17 protein-coding genes are annotated in these 19,643 nt (G+C 32.7%); 15 read left to right on the top strand and 2 right to left on the bottom strand.

Annotated features, from left to right (window positions below):
- Positions 1-820: 820 nt before the first annotated feature.
- The 10 genes from V6M85_RS02350 to V6M85_RS02395 all read left to right on the top strand — a co-directional run bounded on the left by V6M85_RS02350 (position 821) and on the right by V6M85_RS02395 (position 9,083).
- Complete coding sequence (locus V6M85_RS02350) at positions 821-1,012, top strand: hypothetical protein (RefSeq protein ID WP_338602509.1); 192 nt, start codon at positions 821-823, stop codon at positions 1,010-1,012.
- A complete protein-coding gene (locus V6M85_RS02355; RefSeq protein WP_338602511.1) occupies positions 996-1,295 on the top strand; it encodes a zinc ribbon domain-containing protein in 300 nt (99 codons plus the stop codon). Before V6M85_RS02350 ends, V6M85_RS02355 begins: the two co-directional genes overlap by 17 nt.
- Positions 1,296-1,315: 20 nt before the next feature.
- Positions 1,316-1,714: an FkbM family methyltransferase gene (locus V6M85_RS02360; RefSeq protein WP_338604544.1), complete on the top strand. Its 399-nt coding sequence runs from the start codon at positions 1,316-1,318 to the stop codon at positions 1,712-1,714.
- A 40-nt stretch (positions 1,715-1,754) separates the two neighbouring features.
- Entirely contained in the window at positions 1,755-1,904 is a 150-nt protein-coding gene (locus V6M85_RS02365; protein WP_338602513.1) for a hypothetical protein, read from the top strand.
- Positions 1,905-2,116: 212 nt separating this feature from the next.
- Positions 2,117-3,181 (top strand): glycosyltransferase, encoded by a 1,065-nt coding sequence (locus V6M85_RS02370; protein ID WP_338602516.1) that lies wholly within the window; start codon positions 2,117-2,119, stop codon positions 3,179-3,181.
- Entirely contained in the window at positions 3,160-4,245 is a 1,086-nt protein-coding gene (locus tag V6M85_RS02375; RefSeq protein WP_338602518.1) for a glycosyltransferase family 4 protein, read from the top strand. The genes V6M85_RS02370 and V6M85_RS02375 overlap by 22 nt, the downstream gene beginning before the upstream one ends.
- 2 nt (positions 4,246-4,247) lie before the next feature.
- On the top strand, positions 4,248-4,928 hold the full coding sequence (locus V6M85_RS02380; RefSeq protein ID WP_338602520.1) for a hypothetical protein: 681 nt from the start codon (positions 4,248-4,250) through the stop codon (positions 4,926-4,928).
- Between the two features lie 1,155 nt (positions 4,929-6,083).
- Positions 6,084-7,172 carry a LamG domain-containing protein gene (locus tag V6M85_RS02385; RefSeq protein ID WP_422398132.1) on the top strand — a complete coding sequence of 363 codons (1,089 nt, stop codon included), beginning with the start codon at positions 6,084-6,086 and terminating at the stop codon, positions 7,170-7,172.
- Entirely contained in the window at positions 7,173-8,630 is a 1,458-nt protein-coding gene (locus tag V6M85_RS02390; RefSeq protein WP_338602525.1) for a hypothetical protein, read from the top strand. It abuts the gene before it with no gap.
- A gap of 9 nt (positions 8,631-8,639) precedes the next feature.
- A complete protein-coding gene (locus V6M85_RS02395; RefSeq protein WP_338602527.1) occupies positions 8,640-9,083 on the top strand; it encodes a hypothetical protein in 444 nt (147 codons plus the stop codon).
- Between the two features lie 16 nt (positions 9,084-9,099).
- Here V6M85_RS02395 and V6M85_RS02400 read toward each other — a convergent pair whose 3' ends face one another.
- Positions 9,100-10,731: an alkaline phosphatase family protein gene (locus tag V6M85_RS02400; RefSeq protein WP_338602529.1), complete on the bottom strand. Its 1,632-nt coding sequence runs from the start codon at positions 10,729-10,731 to the stop codon at positions 9,100-9,102.
- A gap of 763 nt (positions 10,732-11,494) precedes the next feature.
- On the opposite strand from V6M85_RS02400, the gene V6M85_RS02405 reads away from it, so the two are divergent.
- The 5 genes from V6M85_RS02405 to V6M85_RS02425 all read left to right on the top strand — a co-directional run bounded on the left by V6M85_RS02405 (position 11,495) and on the right by V6M85_RS02425 (position 17,288).
- Positions 11,495-12,817, top strand: coding sequence for a circularly permuted type 2 ATP-grasp protein (locus V6M85_RS02405; RefSeq protein WP_338602531.1), 1,323 nt, complete (start codon positions 11,495-11,497; stop codon positions 12,815-12,817).
- Complete coding sequence (locus V6M85_RS02410) at positions 12,802-13,596, top strand: transglutaminase family protein (RefSeq protein WP_338602534.1); 795 nt, start codon at positions 12,802-12,804, stop codon at positions 13,594-13,596. Before V6M85_RS02405 ends, V6M85_RS02410 begins: the two co-directional genes overlap by 16 nt.
- Complete coding sequence (locus V6M85_RS02415; protein ID WP_338602537.1) at positions 13,583-14,002, top strand: alpha-E domain-containing protein; 420 nt, start codon at positions 13,583-13,585, stop codon at positions 14,000-14,002. The genes V6M85_RS02410 and V6M85_RS02415 overlap by 14 nt, the downstream gene beginning before the upstream one ends.
- Before the next feature lie 610 nt (positions 14,003-14,612).
- Complete coding sequence (locus V6M85_RS02420) at positions 14,613-15,494, top strand: DUF3782 domain-containing protein (protein ID WP_338602540.1); 882 nt, start codon at positions 14,613-14,615, stop codon at positions 15,492-15,494.
- 600 nt (positions 15,495-16,094) lie between these two features.
- Positions 16,095-17,288: a DNA double-strand break repair nuclease NurA gene (locus V6M85_RS02425; protein WP_338602543.1), complete on the top strand. Its 1,194-nt coding sequence runs from the start codon at positions 16,095-16,097 to the stop codon at positions 17,286-17,288.
- A gap of 266 nt (positions 17,289-17,554) precedes the next feature.
- Here the strand turns inward: V6M85_RS02425 and V6M85_RS02430 are convergent, their stop codons facing one another.
- The gene (locus tag V6M85_RS02430) at positions 17,555-19,336 is read right to left on the bottom strand and encodes an ATP-binding protein (RefSeq protein WP_338602545.1); all 1,782 of its coding nucleotides are present in this window, start codon (positions 19,334-19,336) and stop codon (positions 17,555-17,557) included.
- Positions 19,337-19,643 lie beyond the last annotated feature (307 nt).

The following is a 19,643-nucleotide window of genomic DNA, read 5'->3' on the forward strand; positions in this document are numbered from 1 at the left end:
AAATAAATTGTGTATTTAATTTATATAATATCATAGCAAAAGCATATTTATAGTTTCTCATTTCTTCATGTTATTACAGTTAAGAAGACTGAAAATATTTATACAAATCGAAAGAAAACATCTGAATTTTTCTATACTCAACACTATTCTTGAAAAAACTAGAAAAATTATATAAAAAGAAAACAACTACACAACGACAGCCTCATTAGGCACCCGATCAAGAATAGAAACATAAATCAAGGAATTATAAACAATAGTAATCAAATAAACAAACACAAGACTCATCTCAAGACATGAGGAACCCAGGAACGCTTAAGAAAAACTCCCATGTCTCTGTTATATTCTCACAGTCTCCCTTAAGTATTACGCTTATTTTTGTCTTTTAGCTAAATTTGGTTAATTTCAAGTATTCTTATTGAATTGTGTATTTTTAAATATGAGAGAAACTAGTTTTACTCAATTTCATGCAAGTGAGACACTCTCTTGAACTTGAAATAGAGTAGATTTTTAAGAAGAATAGCAGGAAATTTATATTGCACTAAAGATATGTATTCGATACTCACTGATCATTAATTAAGATTAAATGGTTTCGTACAGTAAAAACGAGGGATACGAGAGATAACGAATTAAACTATTAGGCAAATCTAGGCAAGCGGCCAGACAGTGATAAACGTTAATAAGTTGAAATAATTAGGTAAACTCAAATGTACTTATAAAGTTTGAAACATTTTACAGAAATGCGGGCAGAAAGCTTAGCCTTTTTAAGGCGGAGATGAATGCCCGCGTAATGTTTTTAAACAGTTTCTTCAGTAATAAGCATGTGCTAAGGGCTTCAGAGCGAGCTGTCCGCGAGGACAGTTCCATCGAGGAGGAGATCGTGACAGTCAAAATGAAGATCTCCTCCTCGGCTCTGGAGCCCATAGCAGATCATTATATGAGATCTAAAAGGTTAGTTCTTCAGTGGTTATATGAACACAATTTCTCATGTGAAGGGGTTGAAGAAGAATTATAGGGAGAAACTATATTTGATGCAATATAGACGTGTTCAACAATGGGTTGAGTGGGAGGCTAAGAAGCATGGATTGAACGTAATATACGTTAAACCAGCGTATAGTTCAACTACTTGCCCTAAGTGTGGAGAGAAAATGGTTGAATCTGGGTATAGGATGCTTAAGTGTGTAAAGTGTGGTTTTGAGGATCATCGTGATTATATAGCTGTGTGTAATTTGTATGGGCGGGGTTCTCTGAGCCTCGCGACTGCCCCCTATATGAGAGATGTAACTCCGAATCGATGAGGGGAACCCTCGCCATTTTGATGGCGGGGAGAAAGTCAGAAGTATATGGTTATGATCTAAGTAAAATTTTAAATTTAATAACCGAAAATTCAGTAATTTCCGAATTAAATAAAGATAAAAATTATTCTGAATTCCTATTTTTATTATCTGGCTGGATCAAAGAGAATAGTATTTGGTATAGTCCAAAATTTGATGTAAAAGTATTACACCCCTTTACGACTTTTATCGAAACTTTCATTTCCGAATCTTATGAGGCGGATGTTCATGGCAAAGAAGTTATTGATATTGGTGCTAACGTGGGTGATACCGCGTTATATTTTGCTATAAATGGTGCTAAAAGAGTTTACTCATTTGAACCACTACTCCCAGCGTACAAAGAAGCTTTAGGAGATATTAATTTGAACAATTTGGAAAAATAAAATTCTCTTATTTAATGCTGGAGTTGGTAGTAAAGATGGAATGATAAAAGTACCTTCAAATGTCGATAATGAATTTATCGCGGTTTATAATGTTAATAATCAAGGATTAGGATTCAGATGTAAGTTAAGACCATCATTTCCTTGGGAGTCAAAGAATAATGTTGAACTTATATGCTGTGAGAAGAAATAAAAGCTAGAATAATAGCTGAAGGCAAATTAAAGTGTAAATTTCAAACACATTATAAAGATTTTCGTAAGTAATGTACCAAATATTATACTACAGTTGTGCGATTATTATTTCAATACACAATTATGACATGAAAAACGAGCCATGAACGGTCTTTATTCCAAATCCATAACTATAATAAAAGCTTTTATTTATAGTCCATAATGTAATTTAGAATGCTTGTATTCGATCTAGCAATATTGTTAATTATTATACATTTTGCTATACCTGCATTATATTATTTATATATAAAAAATAAAAAATTAGATATAAAGCCCGAAAATAAGGAAGTAATTGATGTAAGCATTATTATTCCAACGTATAATGAGAGTGATAAGATAAAAGAGAAGATAATTAATTTACTTCAGTCCTATCCAATAAACCATATGGAAGTTATACTAGTTGATTCTAGTGATGATAATACAGCGGAAATAGTTAAATCTTTCAATATTCCTAGGCTCACTATTATTAAAGAAAAAGAAAGAAAGGGTAAGATTTTTGCCATAAAAGAGGGAATAAAGAAAGCTACTAGTAATATCGTAGTTATAACTGATGCCGATGCCCTATGGAAGGATCCTTTAATTAACGTTGTGTCTATGTTCAGCTCACGGGTTGTAGGAGCTGTCAGTTGTATAAAAAAGGCTAATAATGATCTAGAGAATTCATATAGAAATTTCTATAATACAATTAGACTAGGTGAGTCAGCTCTATATTCTACTCCAATATTCCATGGAGAATTAACTGCGTTTAGAAAAGATATTATTAAACCAGACGAATTACCTAATGTTGGTGCCGATGATAGTATGATTGCTACACTAACGACATTGAAAGGATATAGAGCAATATGTATTGATAATATGAGAGCGATAGAACTCGCACCTAAAGGCATAGATTATATTACATGGAAAATGAGAAGAGGATCTCATTTAATAAGGCACTTTTCAAGATTTTTACCGAAAGTATTAAAATCTAGAAATAGAAAATTTAAGCTAGTATTTTTGCAAGAGTTTTACTTGCACTTGATAAACCCGTGGATTTTAATTATAGGTTTAATATTAATGGCTATTAGTAATATTTTTATCTTTTCCATATTAATTTTCATTTCCATACTATTATCTCTATTAAATTCTAACGTCAGAGAAATATTAAGAGCATGGATTCCAAATCAGCTGTTTCTGATTTTATCACAAATATTCTCGTTAAGAGGTGAAGTTTTAGCTTGGAGAAAAGAAAGAAAATAGTGCATGTCACTCATACATTTTATCCAGTAGTTGGGGGTATAGAAAAGTCGATATATGAGATAGCTATAAGACAACAAGCTAAATATGATGTTACAGTACTAACATCATCTAAAGTTCCCGATGATAACTATAAGATGAAAGTGGAAAAATTAAGAAGTATAAGGTTATTCAATATGCCAGATTTAACAATACCACTAGAATCTAGTAAAGTATTAAAGGAAGCAGATATAGTTCATTACCATTCACAGAACTCTCTTTTTTCAATTAAACTTATGATGAAAGGAGAAAATGTAATTTTTACATTGATGGCGATAGATTCCCTCTATAATCACCCTAATTTTGTGATAAGGTTATTTTCACCATTATATTCTAAAATTACCATGAATAAGGTTCTTAGTAATTCTAAGAAACTATTGGTGAAAAATACGAGAGACCTAAGAATTTTAAAAGAAAAGTATAATAGAGACGCATTTTTGGTTCCAGAAGGTGTAGATGACATTTTCTTTACATATCCGAAATCCAATCGTTTTATCGAACGAATTGGAGATGAATATATCCTTTACATAGGAAGATTGCATAAACTAAAAGGCGTAGAAGTTTTATTGCGGGCTGCAAAGATGCTTAACTCGAAAATAGTTTTTATAGGACCCGGTGATATCAATATATATAGAAAAATGGCTGAGAAATTAGATGTGGATAAGAAGTGCGTGTTTCTGGGTTATGTTGACGACAAAACTAAAATAGAGGCTATTGACTCCGCTTCATTTATAGTTATTCCAAGTATTTCAGAATACGTTGAAGCGTTTTCTATTACACTAAGTGAGGCATGGAGTAGAGAAAAAGCAGTAATAGCTACTGAAGTAGGCAGTTTAAGATATAGAATAATAAATGGGGTTAATGGAATTTTGGTACCTCCTAATGATCCCATCTCCTTAGCTCAAGCAGCTAATAACCTTTTGAATGATAGACGATTAGCGGAAAAAATGGGAAAAGAAGGCAGAAAGGAAGTTGTAACATGGGATTATGTGGTAGAACTATTAGATAAAATCTACTGGGGCGCCTAAAGATGAATTATCTCTGGTTTTATATAATTATTTTAGGTGTAAGTTTATTAATATTAAATATTTTCATTATTTATTATCCGCCGTTTACGATATTTTCGTTAGGAATAATTTCTGTAGGACTTGCTTCATACGGAGTAAATTTAGTTGATAAGAAAAACGATAAAATCAATTTGATAGTGGATAACTTATATAGAAATTTAGAACTTATTTTCAGTTATTATGGTAAAGATGGTTATTATAGAGTATTTGTTCCTTCATCGCTAGGTTATAATGGGATGCTCTTGTTAGATACTTTTCCCGTTAAAATAGAAAAGGTCAATAATGAATTAATAAATCATTTTAATGATGCTATAGGTATTTTTTTAGAGACCCCTGGATCTTTAATTATAGAAGAAATGAGAAAAATGGGAATAAATTTTTCAGAAACATTGGAGTTTTTGCTAAAAAAGGCACTAATAGATTTATATGACTTCGCTAACGATTTAGAGGTAAACTTCATTGATGATAAATTAATTCAAGTAAAAATATATGGTCCAAATCCGAATAAGCAATATGGAATACTAGGTTACGTTCAATCATTGATTGTCGCATCTATAATAGCTGAAAATTTATCGAAAATAGTATATATCGAATCGCAGACCGCATCTTCCAATGTCTTAGACTTAAAAATACATGTTATATAACCTCATACATTAAAATCACTAATTATTTTTTAGATTAAAAAGGAGTGATGGAAGTTATGTACTGTTAACTATATTACCAGTCAAGTAGGCTATTCTGTTTTTCTATTTTAATTGATCTCACTAATATTATGTAGATAATCTCTACTAAAGGGCTAATTTAGGGGTAATTCACAGTTTCTTTGTGAATTGTAATAATCGAATAACAGAAAAATAATGAAGCAATCTATCATTTTCGAGTAATACAATCAAAGGTGCGAACACAAGGTATTGCTATTGTTTATAACTCTTGAACACGAGAGAGCGTCCGGAGTGAGAAAAATTCAGTGAATAATTATTTTGAGATCTACCTCATTAATGAATAATACTTAAGTTGATGAAAACGGACATTTAAGTTAGTCAACTTAGCCTTGGATTAAGGTAATAACTTGGGACATAGAGTTAATTTTATACCCTATATATAAAAAGCAAGCCAAATTTTATTCAATCTGGACACTCTCACGTATATTATCTACTATGAAAGAGGATTTAATAATTTTTATTTATAAACCGGGGTTAATAATAAATTTTCTTATTTAGATATTAATTATTCATATAATATTAATAGTAACGGAATCTTGTCTCTTAATTTTGAATAGTACATATATAGAACTAGCCTAAGTTTAAGATCTTCTTAGATTTAGATATAAAGTATTTAAAAGAATCCGAATTAGATTGTAAAGTTTCTATATATATTAGTAAGTGCATTAATAACTAAATGATACATGATTATAACTAAAATGATAATTAGATGTCACAGCTTTTATTTGTCATAACTAAAATTTTAGGAATATAATAATAATTCACAGATTATTTTGCTGTAATATAGATAAAACAATATTTAATCATAATATAGAATGAAATTTTTGTTTATTATGGAACTAATATGCTATTTATACCTCACATCCTGTCGTAAAATTAATATATGATATTGTATTATTTACTTAGCTATAAACTGTTCCAATTACTATATTTTAATCGATCGTTAATATTATACGACATCCTATAAGTTAATATAGAAAAATTTAAAAGTATATACTTTAAAGTGCTATTGTGGGTGTAAAAAACGTTTCAAATAAGCTAGATCGGAGACAATTCTTGACTTTAACGTCCTCAGCAATGCTAGCTGCAGCTCCCCTTATTTTAGATATTAGAGAAAAAAAGGCTAATATTGCCCAGGCATCTTCATCTTTAACCTCTACATATCCATATATTACAATAGTCGAAGGAAATCCTAACACTGGCTATAGTGTGATAACTAGTTCTGGAGAAATATTTAACGGAAGCTGTAGTAGTGGTTCAGGTACATGTGGAATATATGAGGCTATACAATATTTACAGAAAAATTATAATGGTGGCTTAATAGTCCTACTTGGTCAATTTTATCCAATTAAATCCCCATTAACATCTACTCCTAACAATATACAGATTAGCGGAGGTGCACAAATATATGTAAACCCTGGTAGTGCCCCAATGATTATCGCATTGGCACCTATTATGGAATATGGTATTCAACTTCTATGGTATTCTAATATTGGAATAATAAATTCCATTTTATCTAAGAGGCGCTCATTCTCACAATCTCCCTATGTGTTATTCTACGAACCTCCAGCATATCAATCTTTAATGTTTGCTAACGGTCCTCAAGCGTTTGGGACACCATCTCAGTTCACAGTCTCAGCCTGGGTTTATGGACTTCCTGGTGGATATGATGGTTACATATTAGCTTATGGTTCGTTAGAGGCCGGGCAAGGATGGGCTATAATGGGTAATAGCGGTATGCTAATGTTTACTGGTTCTAGTGGCAGTATAAGGGCTCCATTTCCTTCGACGGTTCCATTCCATGTAGTTGTAACATACGATAATGGCACTGCAATAATGTATGTTAATGGTAACCAAGTAGCGAGTGGTACAGTAACTATTAATTATCCTAATGTAGCATATCTATGGGTGAATAATTGTCCCATTCAGAGTCAACAAGGTGGAATGAATAGGCCAAGCTGGTATTCCTACTTAGAAAACATACAAATATACAATGCTGTCTTATCTTCATCACAGATTGCAACATTAGCGTCATCTCCTACTCAAGATGTAGTAGGTTCACCAATTTTCTGGGGATTGTATAGATATGTAATGTACTTTGGTGACTTAATAACTGGCCTTGGTTTCCAAAGAATGGGTGCAATATTTGAGGGTGGGGTAATTTAAATGGCTATAGTTATTTCTGATCATATGGATCAAGATGTTGACTTTTATGTTCCTCCAGGAAGCGATGCTACGCAAGAATTACAAGAAGCGATACAATTATCACGGATTTATGGTGTAGCTCATATTATAATCAGAGGCAGATTGTATGTATATGCTGCGGCTTCACCTACTTTAGTTTTAGATCAATCTTTACATTATATATTCGAGGGAGATGGCTTAGGGGAAATAGTGTATGTAAATCCAAATAATTTGTCTAATGTCCCAGCTATGATAACTATAAATTCTATTGCAACATATGAGATGCAGTACATTACGTCAAATAATGCAGTAGTTAACACGCAAGAGGCTTCCTATTCTACCTGGGGTTGGATAATTGCTTTTAAGAATATGAGATTAATCAATGTAACTCCACAACGATGGTTAATTGTTACTAGCTTTCCAAATCATATGCATTCCACTATGTTTTATTTTGATGCAGTACAATTTTTTGCAAGTGCTTGGTTTAACCAATCAGCTACTATATTAGTATTCAATTGTTATGTAAATAACGCTGAACTGCTCTTCGATACGCAGTCAAGGGAATTAATGGTCATAGGATCTAGGTTTGAGAATGGTAGTAATCTAGCTATTTCACCTAGAGGCTGGACTGTAGTTGGCTGTGTTTTCGTGGGTACTAATGTAACTTATTTAAATCCTGGAACTGATGGCAATAATGGGACTGTAGTTGGCTGTGTTTTCGATGGTGCTTCAATAGTTACTCAAGGTGCTGACAATCTAAAGCTAGTTGCTTGCCAATTTCAAAATGTTACTTTCTCAGGTATAGGAGGAAAAATACAATTAGTAGGTGGTATAAATTATGGCATAGTAGGATGTTCCTTTGAAAGTGGTTATAATGTGATAATCTCGGATTTGTATAGAGGTCATACTGTTTTCATTGCTTTCAATAATTTTGATTTTGGCTCAAGTTTAGTCGTACTAGTGAGAGATAATTATCATGTAGATTCTATAATCATTCTAGGTAACCTATTCTCTTCGCAACCTACGCACGGGTCTGTGATATTTATTTCCGGGAATTCTACCTCTAGTACGTTAGCACTATCTGGTACTGTAAAAATGTTATATATAGCTTTCAATACGTTTATAAACTCAGCTCAAACATCTGGGGCAATATATGGGTACCAACTTTCAAGTTCTCTTAGGATACATGCACTGGCATATATCAATGTGGCTATAAATGTAACTTACGCGTATATAGCCTTTAATTATTTTCAATACAACTATGGATTAAGAGATAATAGTACTGGACAGCCTATAGGATTCTTTAGCCTGCAACAACTTACGTCAAACGTCAATACTATCACTAATTTATTCTTTTACTTTAACGTGAATGAAAACAATCCTATGTATATACCATCATCTCAAACATATTCAGCTCAATTTAATATAGGCATTTCCTAGTGATATGTAATGAAGATTAAGATAATATATGATAATGGGCAAGAAGAAGAAGTCGAAATGAAGAAAATAGAAATAGTTGGGAATAAAGATAGATCGTATGCGCATTATAAGTACGCTCAAATGAATGATGAAAAAATCCTTATATTCCATATATATTTACCCACAAATGAAGAGCCAGCAATGTTACCTGGAAATATTGAAGCTGAGATAAGACAAAGAATGGCTAAAGTATCAAGCTATGTAAACGTAGCGGATGACTTAATAGCTAGAGCAAGGATAGCTCAAATTCAGCCTCAGAAAATGTCCTGTGCCTATTGTGGTGATGTTGGAAGTAATCAGTATAATGGGAAGATTGTATGTACATCTTGTTTTAAATATCTTATAAAATATGGAGAGAATAGTAAGGAGTTTAATGAATATCTAACTAGAAAGCTCATAGATAAATGGAAATAGAATATAATAATATAATTTATTTCTTCGGAATAGTTTTTTTGGATTGTATTATTAATGTTATAATTATTATACTTAACAATGCGATAATTAAAATGTAGATGTAGCTATTTTTGCTTTTCGTAATAGTACTATTGGAATATGACATACTAGTATAGGTAGATGAAATCTGCGTAGATGTAGTTGAAGTAGCAGTATTATTAGTAAAGGATATTGTTAAGTTGGTATAATATAGCTGATTTTCTTGAGAAAACTGCATAATATAGTTTAAAACTGTATTATTTATAAGTCCTCTATCATACAAGAGAAGATATCCAGTATAATTGTTATGTATTGTAGCAACATATCCGTAATGTATTGGGAATTGAAGTGGAATAGGATAACTCCAATTATAGGGATACAAGATTATAGGTTTTCTGGGAGTTTGGGAGAAATTAAAAGCTTGCAATAATCCTTGTACGTCACTATTTGCAACTATTTTATTAAGATAGGGCAAGTGCCAATTATAGTCTAAAAATCCTAGTAAAGTATAGCCAGATAATGTATAATTGTCAATCCATCCCTCTTTTGCATATGGTGAGATAATCAGCAATGGGATTCTTTGGCCTAATATAGTATAATTATATATTCCTAAATGGTTTAGGAATTCATCATATCCTAATCCGTATGTAGGGATTATTGGTGGAGGAACTTGATCATAAAAACCACCACCTTCATCAAAAGTTATGAAAATAACAGTTGAATTCCAATACGGACTTTCCATTATTGCGTTAATAAAATAAGCTAAATTGATCTGACCAACTGTAAGATTGAAAGGTGGATGCATATCATAAACATAATGATGATCTGATCCATCACCACCAGTGAACATGACCCAGGATATATCTGGTAATCTATTGTCCTTGAGATCTTGCAAGAAGACACTAGTATTAAAGAAGTGTTGTGTATAATTCATTGATCCATAAAAGACTTCTAATGGAAAAGGCGGTAATTTTTGACCTTGTTGGTATCCATAATCAAAATAACCCCATGATATATTATATTGTGAAAGCTGATACATGATGGTATCCGTAAAAGGTAACACGTTAGTTATAAAACTATCACTTGTAATGTTGCTAGGAAATCCAATTAGATAATTAACCCTATTGGGTTGTGTAGCTTCTAACGACGGAGAAAAGTAGTCATCTGCTAAAACGTATTCTTCAGCATAATCCCATAAAAGAGGAACTTGCTGATAAGATACATAAGCAAGTGACTGAACGCCAGATCCCTTTACAAAGCCATTCATTAATCCAAAATTCCAATCTTCATGATAAGCGTTAAAACCTTCTGTAGGATCTTGTAATATGACATTATTTGCGTAAAATACGCCTACGTATTTCCCATTAGTAGTTGGTAATCTAATGCTAAAGTTAATTCCAACAGGTCTCATCACGGATTCAGTTATATTATTATATATTGGTGGATTGCCAAAAGGATATGTCCCAAAAAGATTATCAAAAGAATGGTTTTCAAGGATTATTATTACAACATGCTTTATAGGAGTAGTAGTTGTAGTTTGTCGAGCTGAAGATACGGTAATCTGCAAAATAATAAAAATTATAATTACAATTACTAAAAAAGTCTTAAATAAGCTTCTAGTCTTCTCCATCCGTATAAAATCATTAAAGAAAAACTAATAAACATTCATTATGCATATTTTCCGCCTCTATATTTAAGCTATACGTAGAAAAATCAACAAAAAGGATTTTTAAAGCAACTTAACTTATTAAATCTATAAATATTGATGTTCAAAATTAGAAATAGATCATAATAAATCAGGAAAGTAATTCAATAAAACTTATTTCTAGCCATAGAGAAGTGTAACATGCTGGTTTATGATAATGTTATGCGCGAATGTCAATTGACAAACTCTCCAACTACCTATTAAAGATAAGGGAAGGAAATGTGGAATAATAGGATATTATTATATATTCTTATTATTAAATTCAAGATAGTAAGGTGAAGAAGTAAACAAGTACTTCTAAAAGTTTATGCGTCGAAACTCTTCAAATGTTATATACATGTTGGGCTTAACGGTTATAAACCATGTGAGGACTGAGTAACAATACTGATATGAGGAATTAGAAAGTATATAAGAAATCACTAAAAATTAAAGATAAAGGAAGAATTAATGGTATTAAGTATTGATTAGAGAGAAATCGACCTCTTTAGGAAAATTTTTATTATATCGTTATTATTGGAATGAAAATTTTAAAGTCTAAAATTAAAGAGTAGCAATAATCTATCAATTTTACCTTTTTTAAGTTATTCACAAAGTTATATACTTTACATTTATATATCTTGTTAATTGGAAATCTTTTATGTAGATGCCTATATAAAGACTTAAATGTTTGTATTACGAATGTAAAAATATGAAAATAAGAAAACTCATAAGAGATAACAATTACAATGAATATTTAATGGATCCGATCTATTCTAGACTTTTAGAAAATGTTAATAATTTAAATGAAAGGATATTTCAGAAAAATAAGTTAGTAAATTTGCAAGCCTTCATGGAGGGCTTTACATTTTATACGTCCCTAAACTATAGGAGCACTCCTATAGATGTATTACCCAGAATAATTAGCTCTGAATTCTTCTTTAAAATTTCAAATTACTTATCTGCTAGAAGCTACGTTTTAAACAAGTTCATAAGGGAAGTTTATCAGGAAAGTTCTACACCCATACCAGATTGGATAATAAAAACTACGCCATATTTTAGGTCTGAGATGATAGGATTTTCCCCTCCAAAGAACATCTATATTCACGTTTATGGCGCTGATATAGTTAGATTAAGAGGTATACCTTTTATTTTAGAAGACAATTTGAGGATTCCTTCTGGAATTTCTTACTCATACAAAGCATTTGAGTATTTAACGAGATTCCTTCCAGAGTTGTCAGAAGGATATAATGTCCTTAAACCAAATGATCTGGAGTACCTATACGATATTTTACGATATGTCAGCGGTAGTAAAGATCCGACAATTGTGTTGTTGAGTGATGGAAATTATAATTCTGCGTATTTTGAGCATAGGTTCCTCTCTGATAAACTTGGAATTATATTGGCTGAACCTAATGATATTTTAGTTAAGGATAAGGAAGTTGTGGTAAAGACAGTTGATGAAGGTGAAGTTCATGTAGATGTAATTTATAGGAGAATAGAGGATTTAGATTACTTAACACCAGGTTTGGTTAAGGCGTATTTAAGGGGTTGGGTTACCATAGCTAACGCGCCTGGAACTGGGATAGCTGATGATAAGGCAACTTTTGTATGGGTACCTTACCTAGCAGAAAGATATGGAATGAAATTGGAAAGCGTTGTACAGCCATTAACTTTTTGTCTCTATGAAAAGGAGAATTTAGAAAAGGTAATTGATCAACCTACTCGTTATGTCATAAAGAAGAGAGAAGGATATGGGGGAATAGGTTTAGCAATAGTTAAGGACGATAACCTAAATATTTTAAAGGAAATCTTTAAGGAGTATGAAAATTTCATAGCACAAGAAGTTCTAGATTTTGATACAGTGGTTTCAGTGGTAAATGACTCCTTTTATGAGACATATGCTGATTTGAGGTTTTTTACATATTATGATAAAGTGGCAAGCGCGGTTTTAAGTAGAGTGGGAATAGTTGGAAGTAGGGTTACGAATAATTCTTCTGGGGGTATGGTGAAACCATTATGGATTATACAGTAAGTTATACTAGTATATATGAGTATGAAACAGATGTTATATTGAATGAGAATATGTTAAAGATAGTTCCCTATGATGGTGATAATCAGCTATTGTTATATCATGAAATTGGAACGATACCAAACGGTTATAAAACGTCTTATAGAGATATATTTGGAAATATTGTATATAAGGTGAAAATACAAGAGGTTCACAGAAGACTGGAAATATTTTCCAATAGTAAAGTGAGGGTTGAGAATAGGATAATAAAGGCGGATTATGAGTTTCCTTACAATTATGGATTTAATGAATTACTTTTACCTACTAAACTAGTTGATCCTGAGCCCTTTCAAAGGATTGCGAAGGAAGTCACAAAAGGGTTGAGAACATTAGGTGAAGTGATTGAGGCGATTTTAAAATTCGTAAGGCAAAAGATAATTTACAAGTCTGGTGTTACCACAGTCAATACTACAGCATATGAAGCTTTTCAGTTAGGTTATGGTGTTTGTCAAGATTACACGCACATTACATTAGCGTTATTAAGGGCATTAGGAATTCCTGCCAGATATGTTATGGGGGTTGTTAATGATAATCCTAGGGCGACTCATGCGTGGGTTGAAGTGTTAACCCCAGAGGGGACTTACCTTGATATTGACCCTACTCGAAATAGATTTTATAATTTAGGTTATATAAAATTCGCAGTTGGAAGAGATTTCTCAGATGTCAGTCCGGTAATAGGTACGTTCGTAAGTTCTGGGAGAGGTTGGCTTAAAGAGGTAAAAGTTAAAGTTGAAAGAGGATGAGAATACGATAGTGAAAAGCATTGCTTACAAAATTTACTGGGCTGGTAGATATTTGGAAAGAATTGAAAATGTATGTAGAATTTCGATATTCACGCTTAAAAGTGGTTTGGATCTTAAAAGCGTTGCTAAGGAATATGGATTAGAAGATGAGAAGGAGGTAATAAATTACATTAGGACGTCATTTCAATATCTTAGGGAAGATATAAGAAGCTTTGGAGATGAAAAATTAATGATAGAGGCTAACAGTTTAGGGTTTCTGATAGATTCCGATAACTCTGACCTAATTAACTATTTCACGCAGATACTGAATGGTGTAATTAATCTAGGTAATAGTTTTGAAAAGTACTTTGTAGAGGTCAGAAGTGAAATGAAAATCAGATCTCAAGAGGAGAATCAACCAGAATGATTAAACAGATTTATTATATTGTCTTCAAGGGAGTGTATTACTTATGCAAAATTGAATAAATAACTTCTGTATTTAATTTATATAATATCGTAGAAAAAGCATATTTACAGTTTCTTATTTCTTAACACTAGTTAGTGCGTGTACCATTTGAATACTTAACGTTTATTTACGAACAGTTCTGATAAAGAGAATAACCTTAATTTTCAGATACCCCACAAACTAAAGTAGGACACTTTCTACATTCCCCTTGTGAGGAGATTACATTCTGAATTTCACTAGTTAATACGCGATCTCTCTTTCAAGATTTGCTATATATATATTTATAGATTCCTTTTTCTCTTTAAACTAAGAAAAATTACCTTGAAAATTATAAATGATATGTACGTCTTACTATTTACAATATATAATAGCTACATCTGGAGATCTATTTTATTTTTAGTTCTTATGGTTTTTTCACATAAATTTTACACTTGGTTTCAAAAGGTTAAAAGAGAAAAAATGAAAAACAGTTAAGAACAACCTAACCCAAGAACTAATTAAGGAAATTCAGAGTAGCTCTTCAATATCGTCGATACTAAAATTTATTATTTCCAAAAAGAAATTCCTACATATGGAGTTGAAGGATCAGATCATAAGACTGATAAAAGAGGATGCAGAGTTCAGAAAAGCTTTAACTGAGTTGTTAGGCTTATTTGATATTAATGTAACTATAAACGATTTAAAGGAGATACTTAAAGGCATCCTGGACACGGTGAATAAACTTGCTGAGGCTCAGAGGAAGAGTGAGGAGAGGTTGAGTAAGCTTGAGGAGAACATGGCTTTGCTTGCTGAAGCACAAAAGCGTACTGAAGAGAAGATTGCTGAGTTGGTTGAGGCTCAAAAGCGTACTGAAGAGAGGTTGAGCAAGTTAGAGGAGGCTCAGAGGAAGAGTGAGGAGAAGATTGCTGAGTTGGCCGAGGCTCAGAGGAAGAGTGAGGAGAGGTTGAGTAAGCTTGAGGAGAACATGGCTTTGCTTGCTGAAGCACAAAAACGACTTTTTGAAAAAGTTGAAGAAATGGATAAAGATATTAAACGTTTAGATAAGACGTTAAGTAATCTTGGTAACCGTTGGGGGGTTTCATATGAGTATCTGATTAGGAATTTCTTTGCTGAAGTGTTAAAGCAAGAGGGAATTGATGTTAATTACCTCAATAGATTTACCTATAAAGATGACAGTGGTACTTATGGGCTCAAGGGTACTATATACGAAATTGATATTTTAGCTAAGGATAGCAAAGTTTATTTAATTGAGGTTAAATCTCGTGGCGAGCGCGATGATATTGAGTGGTTCAATATAAAATGTGAAGTCCTCTCAAAGGTTTTTAACTTCAAGAATACCATAAAGATGTTCTTAGCTGTAAGTGTAGATAATCAAGCTATTAAAAGAGCTGAGGAACTAGGGATAAAATTAATTTATGGAGAAATTTATGAGGTAGATCAAGCTAAAACTTAAGATCTCTTTGCAAATAGACAGAAAAACCTTAATATAAGTAATATATTCTCAGAGTCAAAAGGAATCCTGTGAGGATAGTGACAAGAAAAAGATAAGTCTAACAATTTGTACGAGTTAATTACGTTTAGTGTTTTAAAGTTATGGTCTTTATAGCTATCGTAAATTCATAGTCAGGGGGGTTTGGGTCTCATTGAATTTCATATATTTTGTATTAGATTTTTGACCCTTGATTTCAGCGAAGTCACGAATACCGTTCATCCCTCTCTTTGCCATTAGGGGCATAACCCTAATTACCCTTTTAAGGTGAGAAAACTCTCACATCTCGAGATTAGGCTGGATACATCCGAGAATTTTCCATCCATATCTGGGGCAAGACTGACTTATATTAATAAACTATATATGTTAAATATATAAATTTCACGATAATGTTGAAACAGATTACCACGGCAAAGGACAACGATTAGCAGGTATAAAAGTCTTTCTCGCCAAAAATTTTAGTGAACTACTAACTGATAGGTGATAAGCTAATTTTTTTCGTAATAAAGATTGACCCCTTTATAGGAAAGCATTTTTCTATTAAGAAATGAAAGTGAAAAATGTATGAATTGGAAGATAAGAATGAAAGAGACGATTGAGGAGATCGTTAATGTAAAGAGGAACTTGCCAGATTTAAGAGTTAACACTGAGGGAGATCCAGATCACGGATTATTGGAGAGTGAGGATAGGATAATGAGAATTGAGTTGATGGAAGAGTTCAAACCAATAGTTTACTCCTTTAATGAGTTTAAGATTACAAACGATAAGCGAATTGCATCAATTGATTCCTCATCTAGGTACTTAAGAGATTTCTCTGTCAATTTTTGTCTCGTTGGTCTATCGATTTATAGCAATAAGAAAGGCTTTATTGATGGCCCATATAGTCTTGATATACCCTATATGGGTATAAGTAGTTATAGGAAATTACTAGAGTCATTGAAGTTAAGCGATAACAACATTAGGCATAAAAACATATTAGACTACTATTACGTCAATGAACCTGAAAATCAATACAAAATAGACGATATTGCTGATGAGTTAAGAACTGAAGCTGAGAATGTAGGTTTAAAGAATGTTATTCAAGATCACGACGTAGTGATAATCGATGGCCCAATATATCCAACACCTCTTGAGCTTACTGAGGAATTTGAATTGGAGACTGAGGCTAGGAGAAAACACAAGATAGCCTACGCTAAGTTAGTCAAGGAAAGGATAATGACAATAAATGGGAAAGTTATTGGAGTGGTTAAGAGATTGGAGAACTCTAAGAAGTTGTGGAGAGAAAATGAGATCAGTGAGAAACTAGGTGGAAAATTAAATGGTTTGAAGGATGTTACAATTTTAGAACTAATAGATGAAAAATTCTGTAGAAAAAATTATCAATATATTTGTATAATAGGTCCATTTAAGATAGAGTACGCATTAGAAGTCAAGGATGAAAACGATAATAAAATCCTAGATCATGTACCTCCAAAATACGCTTATTATGTAATATTGAGGAGACCATACTTCCCTTTGACTTTTCTGAGAATTGAGAGCCTTGAGAGGAATTTTGATTTTTCATCAATATTATCTAGAATAACTGAGAACTTACTTCCAACCTATATTGAAATTGTAGATAAAAGAAGTAAGAGGGTTTCAGCTTCACTTTTCATTTACGCTTATGAAATAGCGTCAAATAATAATCTGAGCGTAATTCATGACGATAAAATCACTTACTCAAGTATCGTAACGCAGTTCCTGTTAGGTTCAGCATAGTGGATTTATTTATTGAAGTGAACTTGCTTTAAAAATAACCGCAGTAATCCATAGCGTATCACCAAATAGTTAAAGTCTTGAAGAGATAACCGATTCTGCATATAAACTTATATTTTATAATTGCAATTATGTGCAAATTTTTTACATAGTGCATCTATGCACATATGACGGCATCATTACTCATCATTTAATTTTTATAGATTATATGATTTAAATCATATTAGTTAGTAAATGAATATGGACAATTCGATATAAAGTAGTAAACGTTAATCTCTTAAAACTGTTCTTATTGGAACTTCACTGAAACTAATTGAATAAACAATACCTAATCCCGGGGTGGCATGCCTCAAGAAGTCCTCATATTCATCTAATCCTAATCTCCTAAGAACATGAGTCTCATTCCTCATAATCACCTTAGTATTTGATAGTTGAATAACTAATGGATTCAGATCGTCAGGGACATGAGTAGCTAAAATGACTCCAATTCCCCTAACTCTTCCTAATCTCATTATCCTGTTCATTAACCCTTCCACGATATCCTTTGAGATATTTTCCATATCAGTTTGTGGAAAATATTCATGAGCCTCGTCCATTATAACTAAGGTCAACCTACTCTCTTGCTTCTTCTTATACAGCAGATCCTTCCACTTAAAGAAATCTTCTAATATCTTGTAAGCTACTGTCGCTACAGCCTCTACAGATGCCGATTTATCCATAACCCAGCTTAAATCCACTACTACATCGTCATAAAGGGAAAATACCTTATCTGGCAAGAACTCTACACTGCCGGGAACTGTGAATATACCGTAATTATCGTAAGCCTTTAGCGTTCTCACTATTGCCTCCCTAGTTTGTGAGGCTATATCGAGCTGTTTCATGGCTTCGTGAAAAGCCTTTCCAATCCTCAATTCTAAAGTCTTACTTTTAGGATCGTAACTTATATAATCTCTATTAAGAGACGAAGTTGTATTTAAATCATAAGATATTTTTAAATTCCCCAATAATTTCCCTGGAGTTAACCTATACCTCAATAATCCTGAGAGTTCATTATCACTGGGATATCTCTTAAGTAATTCATAAAGATTGTACTTTATTAAATCGAAAGTTTTCTCAACTATTGCTTCCCAGTACATTGAAGCCCTTGAAGTGAAATAGGGGGTTATTCTGTGAAAGTTAGTTAGATTATCGTAAAAGTTAATTGAATACGGAATTACAAAAATCTCAGAACCGTTACATTTAACATATGCCCCATCACTCTTTACGTCAATTATATCACATCCATACCAGTTAGCAAATTCCATAGCATGGTCCTGAATGGATATTTTGTGATTAGCCTCTTCAACTACCGGCATCACTACAGCGAAATTCTTACGTTTTTGTATCAGAAAGTTGACGAAATCTCTTTGCCTATCGAAAATCAAAGTACTTTTCTCAATTTCATCACTTGCAATAATGCTCTTTAGTAATGTAGTTTTACCAGAACCAGTGGTTCCCACAATTAGGGTATGATGCCTTAAGGTGTATTCGTCAAGTCTCACATAAGCCTCTATCTCCTCTCCCCCAGAGAATATCTTTCCAATTGTTATACCATTACTTGGTATTCTCAATATCTTCTCTACTAAATCGGGATTTGGAATGAAAACGGGGCTTTGTGGATCTATTGGCGAGACAGGTGGCCTTATCTTGTCTCCTTCCATTTCAGCTATTGGCTTTAACTCAACATAAGTAGTGGTGATTATTGTAGTAGGATCTTTTGGGTAAGTCAATTCCCTTAATCCTAACCTAGCTAACACATCAGCCCTAGTTATTGAATAAACTTGACCAAGCATTATTACCGGTTTAATTATACTTCTAATTGCTAGATATTGACCCTTCTTTACGTCTGAATCCAAATAATCCTCAAATGCGATATCAACACCTACCAATTCATTATCCTCTACACTTACAGTTTCATATCTAGTTATCCTTCCAATTACTTTACCATATTTTTTAGCCTCTTCTTCCGCTTCGTTAAGTTTCTTCTCTAGTCCCCTTACTAAATCTTCCATAACAAAGGTTATGCAAAAGAAAATTTAACATTAATGGGGGTTAAGGGGGCTGAAGTCCCCGTCCAATGAATAGCCCCCTTATAGAAAATGTTTTTATGCGTAAGGAAAATATTTTTATTTAGCTCTATGAGGCTGTAAGAGCTGGTAGAGCTGATGAGGGTTGGGACTGCCTGCGGAGGGGAAACCTCTGCTATGCGTATAGCAATTTTCTCCAAGAAGCAGGAAATCTTCACCGCGAGGTGGGGATGCTCTGTCCGTAAGGGCAGAGTAGTTCACTCTTTTTTAAGGGCATCTAAAGTTCAAATTC

Source organism: Sulfolobus tengchongensis (assembly GCF_036967215.1).
Lineage (GTDB): Archaea > Thermoproteota > Thermoprotei_A > Sulfolobales > Sulfolobaceae > Saccharolobus > Saccharolobus tengchongensis_A.